The 15346-nt window shown below is 64.6% G+C and carries 14 protein-coding genes and 1 other RNA gene; 12 read left to right on the forward strand and 3 right to left on the reverse strand.

Annotated elements, in window-relative coordinates; all coding sequences use genetic code 11:
- Positions 1-22: 22 nt before the first annotated feature.
- Complete coding sequence (locus tag ACCQ07_RS08610; RefSeq protein WP_218556350.1) at positions 23-643, reverse strand: cytochrome b; 621 nt, start codon at positions 641-643, stop codon at positions 23-25.
- Positions 644-947: 304 nt separating this feature from the next.
- Here ACCQ07_RS08610 and ACCQ07_RS08615 point away from each other — a divergent pair, with 304 nt between their 5' ends.
- From ACCQ07_RS08615 to ACCQ07_RS08670, 12 genes are all read left to right on the forward strand, one after another.
- Positions 948-1421, forward strand: a complete 474-nt coding sequence (locus ACCQ07_RS08615; protein ID WP_071117902.1) for a sugar 3,4-ketoisomerase — start codon at positions 948-950, stop codon at positions 1419-1421.
- A 1-nt stretch (position 1422) separates the two neighbouring features.
- Positions 1423-2547 (forward strand): DegT/DnrJ/EryC1/StrS family aminotransferase, encoded by a 1125-nt coding sequence (locus tag ACCQ07_RS08620; RefSeq protein ID WP_039417108.1) that lies wholly within the window; start codon positions 1423-1425, stop codon positions 2545-2547.
- Positions 2544-3797, forward strand: coding sequence for an O-antigen translocase (locus tag ACCQ07_RS08625; RefSeq protein WP_011347075.1), 1254 nt, complete (start codon positions 2544-2546; stop codon positions 3795-3797). Before ACCQ07_RS08620 ends, ACCQ07_RS08625 begins: the two co-directional genes overlap by 4 nt.
- Positions 3794-4732, forward strand: a complete 939-nt coding sequence (locus ACCQ07_RS08630; RefSeq protein ID WP_372363984.1) for a glycosyltransferase family 2 protein — start codon at positions 3794-3796, stop codon at positions 4730-4732. Before ACCQ07_RS08625 ends, ACCQ07_RS08630 begins: the two co-directional genes overlap by 4 nt.
- Positions 4733-4740: 8 nt before the next feature.
- A complete protein-coding gene (locus tag ACCQ07_RS08635; RefSeq protein ID WP_162483013.1) occupies positions 4741-5874 on the forward strand; it encodes a hypothetical protein in 1134 nt (377 codons plus the stop codon).
- A 43-nt stretch (positions 5875-5917) separates the two neighbouring features.
- Positions 5918-6769, forward strand: coding sequence for a Wzz/FepE/Etk N-terminal domain-containing protein (locus ACCQ07_RS08640; protein WP_071117905.1), 852 nt, complete (start codon positions 5918-5920; stop codon positions 6767-6769).
- A gap of 283 nt (positions 6770-7052) precedes the next feature.
- Positions 7053-7895 carry a class I SAM-dependent methyltransferase gene (locus ACCQ07_RS08645; RefSeq protein ID WP_218492330.1) on the forward strand — a complete coding sequence of 281 codons (843 nt, stop codon included), beginning with the start codon at positions 7053-7055 and terminating at the stop codon, positions 7893-7895.
- A 12-nt stretch (positions 7896-7907) separates the two neighbouring features.
- On the forward strand, positions 7908-9143 hold the full coding sequence (locus ACCQ07_RS08650) for an amidohydrolase family protein (RefSeq protein ID WP_372363985.1): 1236 nt from the start codon (positions 7908-7910) through the stop codon (positions 9141-9143).
- Positions 9140-9838, forward strand: a complete 699-nt coding sequence (locus ACCQ07_RS08655; protein ID WP_071118536.1) for a class I SAM-dependent methyltransferase — start codon at positions 9140-9142, stop codon at positions 9836-9838. The genes ACCQ07_RS08650 and ACCQ07_RS08655 overlap by 4 nt, the downstream gene beginning before the upstream one ends.
- 124 nt (positions 9839-9962) lie before the next feature.
- The gene (locus tag ACCQ07_RS08660; protein ID WP_372363986.1) at positions 9963-11093 is read left to right on the forward strand and encodes a glycosyltransferase family 4 protein; all 1131 of its coding nucleotides are present in this window, start codon (positions 9963-9965) and stop codon (positions 11091-11093) included.
- Positions 11090-12211 carry a glycosyltransferase family 4 protein gene (locus ACCQ07_RS08665; protein WP_008574982.1) on the forward strand — a complete coding sequence of 374 codons (1122 nt, stop codon included), beginning with the start codon at positions 11090-11092 and terminating at the stop codon, positions 12209-12211. The genes ACCQ07_RS08660 and ACCQ07_RS08665 overlap by 4 nt, the downstream gene beginning before the upstream one ends.
- Positions 12212-12342: 131 nt before the next feature.
- Positions 12343-12419, forward strand: a non-coding RNA gene (locus ACCQ07_RS08670) — sX9 sRNA.
- Between the two features lie 15 nt (positions 12420-12434).
- Here ACCQ07_RS08670 and ACCQ07_RS08675 read toward each other — a convergent pair.
- Both ACCQ07_RS08675 and ACCQ07_RS08680 read right to left on the reverse strand, forming a co-directional pair.
- Entirely contained in the window at positions 12435-13649 is a 1215-nt protein-coding gene (locus tag ACCQ07_RS08675; protein WP_071118534.1) for a nucleotidyltransferase family protein, read from the reverse strand.
- Positions 13650-13704: 55 nt separating this feature from the next.
- Positions 13705-15258, reverse strand: a complete 1554-nt coding sequence (locus ACCQ07_RS08680; RefSeq protein ID WP_071118533.1) for a B12-binding domain-containing radical SAM protein — start codon at positions 15256-15258, stop codon at positions 13705-13707.
- Between the last annotated feature and the right edge of the window lie 88 nt (positions 15259-15346).

A 15346-nucleotide genomic window follows, 5' to 3' on the forward strand; every position in this document is an offset into this window, starting at 1 on the left:
ACAGACGGCGGGGTGCGGCGGCTCATGCGCGCTTGCCCGGCAACACGCGGCGCAACAGGCCGTCGCGCAACACCAGGTGATGCCAGAGCGCGGCGCCGATATGCAGCAGCACCAGCGCCAGCAGCGCCCAGGCCGCATTCAAGTGCCAGGTGCCCAGGGTGTCGCCGAGGTCGCCGTCCGGCGCGACCAACGCGGGCAGGGGGATGCCGAAGAAATGCACCTGCTTGCCGTAGGCGCTGCTCAGCGACCAGCCCAGCAATGGCAGCGCGAGCATCAGGCCGTACATCGCCACATGCGTGGCACCAGCGGCCAGGCGCATCGGCAGCGATGCGGGTGGGCCGGGCGGCAATCTGCGCAACCGCAGGCGCAACCCGATGCGTAACGCAAACAGCACCAGGACCAGCAAGCCAAAGTGGCGGTGGCCTTCCAGCAGCCACTGACGCAGTGCGCGGCCATCCAGCTCAGCGCGCAGCAGGATCAGCGTGGCCGCCATGGCCAGGCACAGCACGGTGAGCCAGTGCAGCACGCGCATCGCCTTGGGCAGGGGCAGCACGCGCGCAGCTGCGGGCGCCTGTTCTGGCAGAGGCGCGGTGTCTGTGCCGTTGACGGGAGCGCTGGCGGGCGCAGGGGGGGAGGAACGCATCTGATCTGTCTTCCGGTGGTGGTCGTTGGTTCCGGCTGCGCGCTGCGCTGCCAGGCCTGGCTCCCCACGCCGGCCGAACGGCGGCCAGGTGAACGTGCACCGATGGGTGCGGCGATGTCGGAAAAAGGTTGCGTCGCCGTGGCACCTGGTTTGCACGTGCTGCACACCGAAGCGCTGCGATGCGGTCGGCTGCGCTTGCGCGCACAGCGCTTCGCATGGCCCCGAGCGCGCGCAACCTTTCGCGCAACCCGACGCACTCAGGCATGTCGCACTACGTGCAGTCAGCGGTTACGCCTCTCCGATCATGGCTATCGAACGCATCCAGTTGCATACCCACGGTGACGATCGCGGGCTGCTCATTTCATTGGAGCAGCAGCGCAATGTTCCGTTCGAGATCCGCCGTGTGTATTACCTGTTCGGCACGCGCCACGACGTGCACCGCGGCCAGCATGCGCACCGCCAGCTCAATCAATTCGCCGTGGCCTTGCACGGCTCGGTGACGATTCTGCTCGACGAAGGCAACGGCAATGGTCCTAGCGAAGTGGTGCTGGACGACCCGTCGCAAGGCCTGCTGCTCGGCCGCATGGTGTGGCGCGACCTGTACCGCTTCAGTGCCGACTGCGTGCTGATGGTGCTGGCCGACCAGTTTTACGACCCTGGCGATTACATCCTGGATTACGACCAGTTCGTAAGCGAAGTGCGCACTGGCCAAGAACCAGGGCACTCAAGCACGAGCTTCATTCCCAGCATCAATGCTCTGCTCGAAGTGCAATCGTAAAATGGTGGAATTGAGAGATGTGCCTTTCCTGGATTTGCGTGCAGTCAATGCGCGCTATGCGGATGAACTCAAACTCGCAGCGGCACGCGTGATCGATGCCGGCTGGTATGTGCTCGGTCAAGAGCTGGCCGCGTTCGAAGCCGAATTCGCCAGTTATTGCGGCAGCACGCATGCAGTCGGCGTGGGCAATGGGCTGGATGCGTTGGCGTTGATCCTGCGCGGCTATCGTGAGCTGGGGGTCTTGCGCGAAGGTGACGAAATCATCGTGCCGGCCAACACCTTCATCGCGACATTCCTGGCGATCAGCCAGAACCATCTGGTGCTGGTGCCGGTCGAGCCGGACCCGGTCACTTTCAACATCGATCCGGCAAGGGTGGAGAAGGCGATCGGGCCACGCACGCGCGCCATCATGGCAGTGCACCTGTATGGCCAATTGGCCCAGATGCAGGCTCTGCAGACCCTGGCCCATCGCTACGGCCTGCTGCTGATCGAGGATGCCGCGCAAGCGCACGGGGCACGCGCACAGGGGCGGCGCGCCGGTGCCTTCGGCGATGCGGCGGCCTTCAGTTTCTTCCCGACCAAGAACCTGGGTGCACTGGGCGATGGCGGCGCAGTCACGACGTCGGATGTACGTCTGGCCGAGTGCATTCGCGCGCTGCGCAACTATGGCTCGGAAGTGAAGTATCACCATCTCTGCCAGGGGGTGAACTCGCGTCTGGATGAAATGCAGGCTGCTTTCCTGCGCGTCAAGCTGGGCTATCTGGAGGACGAAATCGCGCTGCGGCGTGCAGTGGCACAGCGGTATCTGCACGGCATCTGCAACCCGCTGATCGTGCTGCCCGCGCCGGTGGCAGAGCAGCAGCACGTCTGGCATCTGTTCGTGGTACGCAGCCCGCAGCGCGATGCCTTGCAGGCACATCTGTTGCGGCAGGGCATCCACACGCAGATTCATTATCCGGTGCCGCCGCATCGGCAGCCGGCATACGCCACCCTGGGCGAGGCGTGCCTGCCGCTGAGCGAACAGCTGCATCGGGAAGTACTGAGCCTGCCGATGGGGCCGGCGCTGGACGATGCAGCAGTTGCGCACGTGATCGCGGCCTGTCAATCGTTCGGCAGCAACACATGAATCTCGTGCGCAGCAGCGCCTACACCGGCGTTGCGACGCTGGCCAAGCTGCTGGCGGCATTGGTGGTGGTCAAGCTGGTCGCCGTCTACGCCGGGCCGCAGGGCGTGGGCCGGCTTGGCCAGTTCCTCAACCTGATGTCGGTGCTGGCGGTATTGGCCGGTGGCGGCATCAGTGCCGGCATCGTCAAGCATGTAGCGCAGTACCGCGACGATGCGCCCGAGTTGGCGCGCTTGCTGAGTGCGGCGCTCTTATACGCATTCTGCGCGGCCTGCGTGATCGCGCTGCTGGCCATAGCCTTCAGCGGAGCCATTGCCGAGCGCTTGCTGGGCGATGCGAGCTACCGTCCGCTGATCTGCGTGTTGGCAATCGCGCAGCTGGGAATCGCATTGCTCAACTACATACTGGCGCTGATCAACGGCTTCATGGACGTGCGGCGGCTCGCCTTCGTGCAAGTGACAGGCGCCGTGCTGAGCGTTGCCTTGGTGGCGTGGCTTTCCAGCCAAGTGCAACTATACGGGGCGCTGCTGGCGCTGGTCCTGGGTCAGGTACTGTGGCTGCTGGCTGCGGTTCCGGCACTGCGGCGTAGCCCCTATTTTCAGCCTGCCATGTGGCGGATGCGCTTCGATGCGGAGATGACCCGTCGGCTGGCGGCATTTTCGCTGATGACGCTCACCTCGACACTGGTGCCGCAGCTGGCGACCATCCTGGTGCGCGATCATCTGGCGCTGCAATTCGGCTGGGGGCAAGTGGGCTACTGGCAGGCGGTGAGCCGGGTCTCCGATGCCTATCTGCTGTTCTTCACCACCGCCATCAACGTGTACTACCTGCCCAAATTGGCGTCGCTGCAAGGCGCTGCGGGGCTGGGCAGCGAGCTGCGCAGTGCATATCGCTATGTCATGCCGGCGGTGATCGTGGCGGCGCTGGGCGTGTATGTATGCCGCGATTGGGCGACCCGGCTGCTGTTTGATCCCCAATTCGCCGCGGCGGCGCCCTTGTACGGCCCGCAGCTGCTGGGCGATGTGATCAAGATCGCGGCGTTCGTGCTGTCGTATGTGATGGTGGCCAAGGCGATGACGCGGCTGTTCGTGATTTCCGAATGCGTGTTTGCAGCGAGCTATCTGGCGCTGGTGTACGTGTTCACCGCGCAGTTCGGGCTGATCGGCGCGATGTACGCGTTTGCAGCAAACTACGTGCTGTATCTGTTGTTCAACATCGTGGTGGTGCGGCGCTACCTGGAGCGGGCGGCATGAACGATCAGGCACCTGTATCGGCACGTGCACGCTGGCCGTTGGTGTCGGTACTGATTCCGGCGTTCAACCATGAGCATTTCGTGCAGCGCTGCCTGGACAGCGTCCTGGAAGATCCGTATCCATGCAAGGAAATCGTGATCATCGACGATGGCTCCAGCGATGCCACCGGCGAAAAGATCAGTCAATGGATCAGCGATCATGGGCATCGGCTACCGGTGTACTTCGTGCAACGCGAGAATCGGGGAGTGTCCGCGACGCTGAACGAGGCGGCACGGACAGCACGAGGTGAATACATGCGTATCGTTGCAAGTGACGACTACATGATGCCTTGGGGGATTCAAGCACAGGTTGAGTTCCTGGAAAAAAATCCCGGGAAAGCCGCGGTCATAGGTGATGCTTGCGTTGTAGATAGAGTAGGTAGGTTGATTTGCGAGAGTGCAATGTGTGATCTTCATCGCGCCAACAAAGCTCAATACGGAACAGACGTTGGAATTCGCCGCGCCGTGATTAGTAAGTGGGCCGTCAGTGGTGCGGTTATGATGCTTAGGCACAATGCTTTTGATGAAGGTATGAGGTGGGATGAGTCACTCAGGGTCGAGGATTGGGATCTCTTTATCAGGCTGGTTTCTGGTAATTATCTAGCATTCATAGATGTAACTGTTTCTGCCTATCGCTTGCACGGTACCAATGTAAGCAAGACGCGGAATCTGGAAAAAAGAATTGATAACTTGAGTGAATTTGCATCTGTTGCGGAGCGCGGCGCTAAGTATTTTTTGGGCGCGGAATTTTGGTTGTTGCGTGCGCAGCACAGTCTTATAAGAGCGAAAGTTTCTTTCTTGAAATCAAACTGGTTAGGGGTTTTTTGGCATCTGGCGGTATACATAATGCGGCGCTTGATTGCGGTTTTAACGGACAAGCCATGGATTGCAAGGTGAGTCTGTCAATTGTTTTTTTTCTACGAAGACCGTCGACATACTTGATTCCAGCGATTTTTATTAGCTGTGGAGTCACATTTGTGACCTACGAGTTACCGAGTGGTTATCGTGCGGGACTCGTTTTGCTGATTGCGGCAGCTGGTGGGATATTATGTTTGGATCTACTGGTTGGCCCAAAGCTTCCTTGGTCGGAACGCTTTCGCCACTACCGTTACGCCGGTACCCGCGATGCATTCCTGGCGATGGTACTGGCCGCGGCGGTGACGGTGTTCTGCATCGCCGACCTGGTGCTGTTTCCGATTCCGTTGTTCAGCGATCCAGCGTCGTACGCCACCTTGAGCCCGTTGCGTGCGCACGTGCGGCACATCTCCAATATGTGCTGGATCCTGCCGCCGATCGCCCTGCTGTGCGTACGCCATCGTGGGCTGCGTGCGGCGATGGTGACGTTGGGATTCGTGTTTCCGATCGTGGTGATCGATCGCAACCGCATCTTCGCTGGCCTGTTTTCGTTCGTGCTGGTGATGCTGCTGCGGCGCGATCCCGCGCGTCGGCTGCCGTGGAAGACCATTGGCCTGCTCGTGCTGGCCGGCGGTGGCGTGTTTTCGATCCTTGGCGCGTTGCGCTCCGGTTCCCTGGCCACCGTGGCGTTGCCGTTCAGCGCGTTCTACCGTGCCATGCCGCAGGGCGTGCAATGGTTGCTGCTCTACATCAGCGCAGGGCCGTATAACTTCGGTGCGATGCTGGCAAAGGGCTACCTCAACGCCAGCTTCCTGATCAATCAACTGGTGCCGTTCAGTGGTTCGATTTCCACCGCCGGGACCAGCATTCCGCTGGATGCGCCCAACATCAATGTAGGTACCGAGTTCTTTCCGTTCTTGATGGCGTGGGGCGCTGCCGGTGCCTTGCTTGCAATGTTGGCCCTGTACGCCGGGCTGGTCTGGAGCGTGCGCCGCCTCAATGGCTCGCTGTCGATCTTCCATGTGCTGATCTTCCTGCGTATGGCCTACGCCTGCCTGATGTCGCCCTTCGCGCCACAGGCGTTCACATGGACCAACTTCGGCTTTATCGCGCTGTGCCTGGTGCTGCATGCCTGCACGGTGCTGCTGCCCAACCGCCTGTCCGCACATCCGTCTGCCGCGTGAGCGGGCAGCACGTCATTATTCGCCCCGTTGCAGAGCCACGCCCATGAATCAACACGACGAAATCTATCTGATCGACCTGTGGCGCATCCTGCGCCGGGAATGGCGCTGGGCAGTGGTAGCGCTGGTGGTGGTGCTGGGCCTGACCTTCGCCTTCACCCGCCTGGCCAAACCGCAATGGGAGGCAACCGCGTGGATCCAGGTTGGCGAAATCGGCCCGACTCCTGCTGGCCGCGACCCCAAGGTCGAACCGTTTCAGCGCGTGATCGATCGCATGAAAACGCGGCTGTTTCAGGATGCGGTGTTGCGTCAGGCGCAGGTGCCGCTCGATAGCCGCGCCGCGCAGCTGTATCGCGGCAGCCTGAAGCCGGACCCCGACCCTTACGCCAATCTGATCGGTGTGACCATCCGGGCTGAATCGGCGCAGCAGGCGCGCACGCTGGCCACGGCCACCGTGACGCAACTGCAGATACTGCACGGTGACACCAATGCAGCTGCGCTCGATCTTGCGCGCGCCCGCCTGCAGGGCTTGAGCGAGGATCTGCGCGCGGCCACCAGCCATCGCGAGCAGCTGCAGCGGCAATTGCAGGCCGGGCAGGGAGGGGCTTCCGCCACGCCGACACAGGTGCTGGCGGGCGTGTTGCTCACCGACAGCAACACCACGATTCGCGCCTTGAAGACCGAGCGCGACGACCTCGTCGCCCGGCTCACCGCGCGCTACACCTACCAGACCTCGCTGGCGTGGCCGCTGTACGTGCCCGACCGCCAGGCGTATCCAAATGCGATCACCGTCTGGGCGGCCGGCCTGCTGGCCGGCGCAGGGCTGGGCGTGCTGGCCGCGGTGCTGCGCAATGCGCTGCGTCGTCGTGCGCGGACTCCTGCACACGCTGGTGTGTGACGCTGCAGTGGTGCCTCGGCGCAATCTGGGGAATGCGTTCTCGCATGCAGCAGGCGCCGGGTGATACGCGAGCGAAAGCGAGACCGTGCATCGCGTGCGGCGCGTTTGGCCAATGCATGCATCTTGGGTGTGATTGTCTGCGCCAGCTCGGCCACCATCCAGTGCGCTGCAACCAAACCGGCAACATCGCGCACTCACGGGTCTATCAAGCGATGCCGCATTGGTGGCGTTGCGACCGGAGAGTGTGTGGTGAAAACAATAGGACGGGTGTGGGAGGCTGCGCATGTCGTCACTCAGTGAGCATGCGGCGCGGGGCGGCACGGTCGCGCCGGAGCAACTGCTGGAAACGCAACGTGCCTTCGACAGCGTTGCTCCCGACTACGATGGTCCCCGCGGCAACAACGCGCTGATCCAGCGCATGCGCACCACGCTGTGGGACACCGTAGCGAGCGAGTTGCCGGTGGGGTCGCGGCTGATCGATCTGGGCTGCGGTACCGGCCTGGATGCTGGCGAATTCGCGCGCCGCGGATACTCGGTGCTGGCCACCGACTGGTCGCCGGCCATGGTCGAGCGCACCCGCCACCGCGCTGCCACGCACGGCCTGCAAGAACGCCTCACCACCGCGCATGTCGGCATCCAGCAACTCGATCGGCTGGAAGGCAGCTTCGATGGCATGTACTCCAACTTCGGCCCGCTCAATTGCGCGCCCGATCTGCCGGCCGTTGCCGCACAGTGCGCGCGCCTGCTGCGCCCGGACGGCTGCCTGGTGTTTTCGGTGATCGGGCGGATCTGCCCGTGGGAAATCGGCCATTACGCCTTGCGTGGGCGCCTCAGGCGCGCGGCGGTGCGTGCCGCCAAAGGCGCAATTGCGGTGGGCATGAATGGGCACACCATCTGGACCTGGTACCACCTGCCGCGCGAGTTCTACCGCGCATTCGAAACGTACTTCGTGCTGGACAGCTACCGCGCCTTGAGCCTGTTCTTGCCGCCGCCGTATCTGGTGGAGTTTTGCGAACGCAATCCACGCCTGTCCGAGCGCCTGGGGCGCTGCGACGACCGGTGGGGCGGGCTGCCGCTGCTGCGCGACATGGGCGATCACTTTCTGATCGTGATGCGCAAGCGCTGAGTGGAGCAGTCGATGGCCATGGCCGATGTCTGCCTGCAAGGCGCACGTGCGATCACCCAGGCCGGTCCGTCGCGTGCCGCAGTGACGATCCGCGCGGGGCGCTTCGGCGGCACGCTGGGCACCGGCACCGTGCGCATGGATCTGCAAGGGCATGTGCTGGCGCCGGGCCTGATCAATGCGCACGAACATCTGCAGGTCAACTGCGTGCCGCCGCTGCCGCAGACCGCGCCGTTTCGCAACAGCTACGCGTGGATCGAGGCATTTCAGGCGCATTTCCAGCATCCGGACGTGGCCGCCGCACTGCGTGTGCCCAAGGCAGTGCGGTTGCGCCATGGCGGTTTGAAGAACCTGTTGGCCGGCGTCACGTGCGTGGCCCAGCACGACCCATGGCACGCCACGCTGGACGAAGCGAATTTCCCGGTGAGCCTGCTGCGCGACTTCGGCTGGAGCTACGCATTGGGGTGGACAGGCTACGGCCCGCCCGTACAAAGCAGCTTTGCCGCGACCCTGCCAGCGCATCCCTGGATGATCCATCTGGCCGAAGGCACCGATGCGGTGGCGCGTGCCGAGCTCGACGAACTCGACCGGCTCGGCTGCCTGGCCGCCAACACGGTGTTGATCCACGGCGTGGGCATGGGTGAGCAGGATGTCGAGCGCGTGATCGCGCGTGGCGCAGCCGTGGTGTGGTGTCCGTCCAGCAATCAGGCGCTGCTCGGCCGCACGCTCGATCCGTGGCGCTTGTGCATGGCCGGCCGGCTGGCGCTGGGCAACGATTCGCGCGTCAGCGGCGCGCGCGACCTGCTGGAAGAACTGCAGATCGCCAGCCGGAGCGGACTGGCACCGGACCAACTGCTTGGCATGGTCACCAGTGACTGTGCGCGTATCCTGCGCATGGCAACGCGTGGGCGGATCGCGCCTGGAGCCACTGCAGATGTGTTGATCGTGCGTGACCGCGGCGGCGAACCTGCCAGCAGCATCATCGGTTGCACGCGCAGCGACTTGCGTGCGGTGATTCGCGATGGCAAGCCGCGCATCGCCGATCCGGATTTTGCGCCGTGGTTCGACGCGGCCGGCATCCGGAGCGTGCCGGTGTTGCTGGACGGACGGCCCAAATTGCTCGATGCCACGCTGGCCGACCCCGCGGTGCTGGCGCTCGAACCCGGTCTTCAGCGTTTAACGCAGGAGCAGCCGGCGCAGGCCGCCGCGCAGGTTACCCATGCGCCGGTTGCCAATGGAGCGCTTTCGTGAGCGCAGTGCCGGTGCTCGAGCCCGCTGCTGCCTACGCACTGTGGGCGCAGGCGTATCCACCGCACGCGCACAACCCGGTGATGCTGGCCGAAGAGCGCGCCATGCTCGCACTGCTGCCATCCAGCCTGCAGGGCCAGCACGTGCTGGACGCCGGCTGTGGCAGCGGCCGCTACATGCTGCACGCACTGCACCGTGGGGCCCGGCAAGTGACCGGTGTCGACCTGTCGCCGCAGATGCTGCACCGTGCCGGTACCGAGCTCGCACAGGACTGGCCGGCCGCACGCATCGTTCTGCAACAAGGCAGCCTGGATCATCTGCCGTTGCCCGATACGGTGGCCGACCTGAGCGTGTGCGGTCTGGTGGTGGGGCACCTGCAACAGCTATGGCCGGCGCTGGAAGAACTGCATCGCGTCACCCGCGTCGGCGGCATCGTGCTGTGCAGCGACGTCCACCCGATCGGCCACGCGCTGGGCTGGCGGCGCGACTTCAAGGCCGATGGGCAGCACTACGCGGTCCGCCATACCCCGCATCTCTATAGCCACTGGCATTCGGCATGCACCGCACTCGGGTTCGCGATCGAAGCCGTGTCCGAGCCGATGCTGGATCCCGCGGATATCCCGGCCGGGGCGCGTTTCGACCAGATGGCGTTGCAGGTGCCGGTTGCGCTGGTGCTACGGCTGCGACGGGTCGCGTGAGCAAGATCTTGCACACCGCAGTGGCTGCCTGTGCGTTGGGTACTGCCCGTCAGTGGCACGCAGCGGTCGCAGCGGCACGCGGCAGCGATGTTGCGTCGATCGCCATCCAGGCGCTGCCGGCCCTATGAGCCTGCACGTCGCACAGCTGAATCTGGTTCCCACGCCCGATGGCCTGAACGTGGAGCAGGTGTTCGCGCAATGGCCGACGTTGGCAGATATCGCCGAAGCTGTCGCCAGTGCTGGCGTGCAGGTGTCGGTGATCCAGGCCTCCGCCTTGAACACCAGGTTGCGCCGCCAGGGCGTGGATTACCGCTTCGTCGATCTGCACCAGCGTGGCAGCGCAGTCCGCGCCCGTACGCTAGCCGCATTGCTGCACGAGATCGATGCCGATGTGCTGCATGTACATGGTCTGGAATTCGCCGGCGACGCGCGGCGTCTGGCGCGCCTGCTGCCGCGGCTGCCGATCCTGCTGCAGGATCATGCCAACCGGCCACCACGCTGGTGGGCCAGGCGCCTGTGGCGCGCACGCTACGCGGCCGCAGCCGGCATCGCATTCACCTCGCTGGAGCTGGCGCGGCCGTTCGTGCGTGCGCGCCTGTTTCGCCGCAGCGCGCAGCTGTATGCCATCCCCGAATCCAGCAGCCGCTTCACCCCGGGCGACCGATCGCAGGCACGCGAGCAGATGCGGGTGCACGGTGACCCTTGTGTGGTGTGGATCGGCCATTTCAGTCCAGCCAAGGACCCGCTCTGTGTGCTCGATGCAGTGGCCCTGGCTGCGCGTGCGTTGCCCGGTGTGCGGTTGTGGTGCGTGTTCGACCAGGCGCCGCTGATAGCGCAGGTGCAGCAGCGCCTGCGCGCCGACCCACAGCTGGCCAGATGCGTCCACTTGCTCGGCAAGGTCGAGCACGCACACGTGCAGGAGCTGCTGCGTGCGGCGGATTTATTTGTTTCTGCCAGCCATGCAGAAAGTTGCGGTTATGCTGCACTGGAAGCCTACGCCTGCGGTTGCCTGCCGCTGCTGACGGCCATTGCGTCGTTTCGTGCGCTCAGCGATGACGGCGCAGTGGGCGAGTTGTGGCCGGTCGGCGATGCATCGGCATTGTCGGAACTGTTGCTGCGCGTCAGTCGGCAACGCCCCTCGCGTGCACAGGTGCGTGCCCATTTCGACGCGCGCCTGTCGTTTGCCGCAGTGGGCCGGCGCTGGGCGCAGGCTTATACGCACTTGCGCGCGACCACGCCGGAGCGCACCGCATGAAGCTGGCCTTGGTGGTGCCAGGTGGTGTGGATCGGAGCGGGGAAGTCCGCGTGATCCCGGTGTTCCTGACCTTGATCGAGTGGCTGGCACGCAACCATGACGTGCACGTGTTCGTGCTGCATCAAGAGCCGCAGCCGGGCATCTGGCGCCTGCGCGGTGCCACGGTGCACAACATCGGCGCGCGTCGGACGCGGCTGCGCGCAATTGCCGCCATCTGCGACGAGCACCGGCGCGAACCGTTCGCTGTGATTCAGGCGATTTTTTCCGGCTATTGCAGCTTGATCGCGGTCACTGCCGCCAAGCTGCTACGCCGTCCCAGCATGGTGCATATCGCCGGCGGCGAGTTGGTGGCCTTGCATCGCATCGATTACGGCGGCCGCCGCAGATGGCGAGGGCGTCTGCGCGAGGCGGTGATCCTGCGGCTTGCCGACCAGGTAACGGCTGCCAGCGCGCCCATCATCGCTTCGCTGCAGGCACTGGGCATTGCTGCGCAACGCGTACCGCTGGGCGTGGATCTGCGCGCCTGGCCGCCGGCAGCGCCGCGCGCCCGTACCGGGCCGACCGCGCGCCTGCTGCATGTGGCAAGCCTCAATCCGGTCAAGGATCAGGCCACCTTGTTGCAGGCAATGGCCGCACTCAAGCGCGCCGGCGTTGCCTTCACCCTGGACATAGTGGGCGTCGACACATTGGGCGGTGCCATGCAGCGCCTGGTGCAGCAGCTCGGCTTGCAGCAACAGGTGCGTTTTCTCGGCTTCAAGACCCAGCGCGAGTTGCGCCCGATCATGCTGTCGGCCGATCTGCTGGTGCTGTCCTCGCTGCACGAAGCCGGGCCGCTGGTGCTGCTGGAAGCTGCCGTTGCAGGGGTTCCTACGGTGGGAACTGCGGTGGGGCATCTGGTCGAGTGGGCTCCTGTCTGCGCATTGGCGGTGCCGCCGGGCGACTGGGCCGGAATGGCAGAGGCCATCCGCCAGGTGCTCGGCGATGACGAACTGCGCTTGCGCCTTGCCTGGGCGGCGCAGTGCCGCGCCGTCCGCGAAGATGCTGCATTGACCACGCGCCTGTTCGAGCAGTTGTATCGCCAGCTGTGCGAGCAGCGGCCGCTACCTGAAGTGCGTTGATGTGCGCGGCAAGGCAGGGCGCTATCGTCGGTGATCTCGTGCGCTCGTGCCTTGAGCGAGGAAAACTCCTTAGCAGCTGACAAAACGACTGTGCAGCCGCCACGCGGGTGCCACCGGTGCTCGGAATCGGCATGTGCCACATGTACGCTGCGGTTCTGAGCGCGCCGTCCGCGCCCACCTGACGGCTGCTCGCTACGTTTTGTTAGCCGCGCTTAGCGCAGCCTCACGCCGGCTGCAGATAGCCATCCAGCGCCGCACGCACCACGTACAACATGTCCGTGCGCGGCACGGGTCTGGTCAGGCGCGTCACCAGGCGGCGCGCCTGGGTTTGGCGCACCCATGGCTGATCCTGCAGCCATAACTGGGTCTGCAGCATGTCCGCGCGCTCCTTGCGGCTTTCTGCCGAAGGCACCACACGGCTGTGCAGATACTGCCGCGCTTCGCCCAACGAGCGCGACCATTCGATGCCAGGCAGCGCCGATAACCACAGGTTCGAGCACGATGCGGCGGTGAGCGTTTGCCGGGCTGCTCGCATGCGCAGCAGCGCAGGACAGTCAGCATGCAGGCGCGCCATCACCGCGGCTGGCACCACAGCGCGGTAATAGCGCTGCAGCAACAGCAGTGGCGGCAACGCCCACCATGGCGGCATGGCGCTGTCTTCCCACAATTGCTCCCAATCGCGCGGGCCCATGCGCGTTGCCAGCAAGGCAAGATCATGCAGATGCATCAGGCGAATGGTGCGGTGGCAGATGCCGCCTGCCGCATGCAGCAGCAAGTGACACATCAATGCGCCGATCGATGGATAGGGATTCAAGCCCGGTTGCGGCCGCTCCGGCCGGATTCGGTCAGTAATCTCCACGCTGCTCACCGGCAAACGTTCCTGGATGCGCGTGTGCAGCTCGATATTGATCGGCGCATCGCGGTGTTCGCCTAGCCCGGCCACTGCCTCGCCGTGCTGCGGCTTGAATACCTGGTGCTTCCACTGCTCGAAAGAAGCGACGTAGCCCAGTTCGCACAACAACGCCGCCGCTGCAGGCGCGTCGTCGGGTTCCACCAGCAGATCGATATCGGCCATCGGGCGGTCGCCAGGCAGATACACACCCAGTCGATGCAAAGCGGTTCCTTTCAATCCCACCAGCGCGACGCCCACGCTGCGGGCAGCGGCATCGATACGAGTCAGCAGCAGCGCGATGCGCCGATGGCGGTCTTCGACATGGCTGCGCTGTTCGCTCAGGAAGGCATTCCATTCGGCGTTCTGCCACAACGAGCGGCGCTGCAACAGCGGCGAAACGCCGTGCGCGGCCGCTGCCGCTGCCGCCAGCTGCCACTGCAGCCGGTCCCATTGCGGCAGTGCATCGCCTGGCTGGGCCAGCTCCAGAGCCAGCCGTTCGGTCGCCGTGTGCAGGCGGTGCTTGATGGTGCGAAGGGAGGGCTGCATGCGCGTGGTCCGGTCAGGCAAGGTGTCGATAGAAAAGTGTGGAAACGATCGCGCGCTAGCCCACCAGGACGGTGCTCAGGTGCCGTGGCTGACGCGCAGCACTGGGGGTCATCGGCTCGCTGCGGTGCCGGGCCTCACTGGCGATCAAGGCAGACCAGTGTGCTTCCAGTTGCTCCGACGCCTGCGCGAACGCATCGGCCGTCATCGCGGCACGCGCCTTTTGCAGATCGACCTGCCTGTGCAGCAGATCGCGGACGCTGCGATAGAACTCGGAGTCGTACGCGCCACGGAACATCATCGCCAGGTCGTCGCTATCCTGCCAGTGCCTCTTGCTGCCCAGCTGATTCTTTACTTCTTCGTAGAACTTGGTGCCGGGCAGGGGATACGACACGCTGACTCCGATGATGTCCGGATTGGCCTGCGTCACCAATGCGCGCGTGGCCAGGATGTCGTCGAGTTCCTCGCCCAGATAGCCCAGCTGGATGAAGAAGCCCACGCGGATGCCCTGCGTGCCCAGGCGCTCACGTGCGGCGATGACCTCGCCGACCTGGGTGCCCTTGGTCATCTTGTCGAGAATGCGCTGGCTGCCGCTTTCCGCACCGAGCCAGGCCTCCACGCAGCCGGCGCGCGCCAGCGCTGCGGCCATGCGTTCGCTGGCAAGGTCGGCACGGGTCTGGATGGTGAAGGGAACCGCGCCGTCGGCATCGCTCAATTGCTGCGCAAAGGTCTCCACCCAATCGATATGGAAGCCGAAGATGTCGTCGGCCATCCAGATATGGTCCGGCCGAAAGGTGCGTTTGAGGTGGATCATCTCTGCGGCCACCTCTTCGGCGCCGCGCCGCTTGTAGTGATTGCCCCAGATCGGCTTGGCGCACCAGTTGCAACGGAACGGGCAACCGCGCGAGGCGGCCATGTTCAAGCTGAAATGGCCATGCCGTTGTTGCCAGAAGCGCCGGTAGCGCGGCATATCCACCAGGTCCCATGCCGGCAGGCCGCTCAGCCGTGCGTCCGGTGGTTGCGCGCCGGGATGCACGCGCACTGCCGCAGGCTGGCTGGTGGCGATCTGCGCAACTCCCTCCAGCCAGTGGTCGGTGGTGATATCCGGCTTCGTTTCGATGCGCTCCAGCAACGAGATCAACGGGGCGATGCCTTCGCCGATCAACACCGCATGCGCGCCTGCGGCCAGGAACGCATCCGGGTTGTCGGACGCATCCGAGCCGGCCACCAGCACGCGGCAGCCGGCGGCACGGGCCTGCGCGATCATGCGGCAGGCGGCCTCGCGCATCCGGCTCAGGCACATCTTGGTGAGGAAGTTGAAGTTGTCTTCGTAGAAAACAACCAGATCCGGCTGCGCAGCGCGCAGTGCGGCGGTGTAGTCCTCCACATCGTTGGCCAGCATTGCATCGAACAGGCTCACTGCATGCCCACGCTCGCGCAGCAGCGCTGCGATCTGCAACGTCGCCAATGGCGGATACGGCTTGCCGCGCTCCCATTGCTTGGGGTCGTAACGCAGGAAATACGAATGACTGACCTGGATCTTTACCATCGGCACAAGGCTCTCGTTCTCTCGCCAGGCGCGCGCAGCAGCGGCGTGCGCAGACACCGGCATTCGGCTCGGCAGTAGGTGCGGATGCAGGCCGCTTTGGTTGCGTCGCGTTGCGTGCGGGCAAGGCTGCGGCGAGGCAACCTTTCTGTAG

Origin of the sequence: Xanthomonas sp. NCPPB 3583, from assembly GCF_041475715.2 — a bacterium.
GTDB classification, from domain to species: Bacteria; Pseudomonadota; Gammaproteobacteria; order Xanthomonadales; family Xanthomonadaceae; genus Xanthomonas; species Xanthomonas euvesicatoria.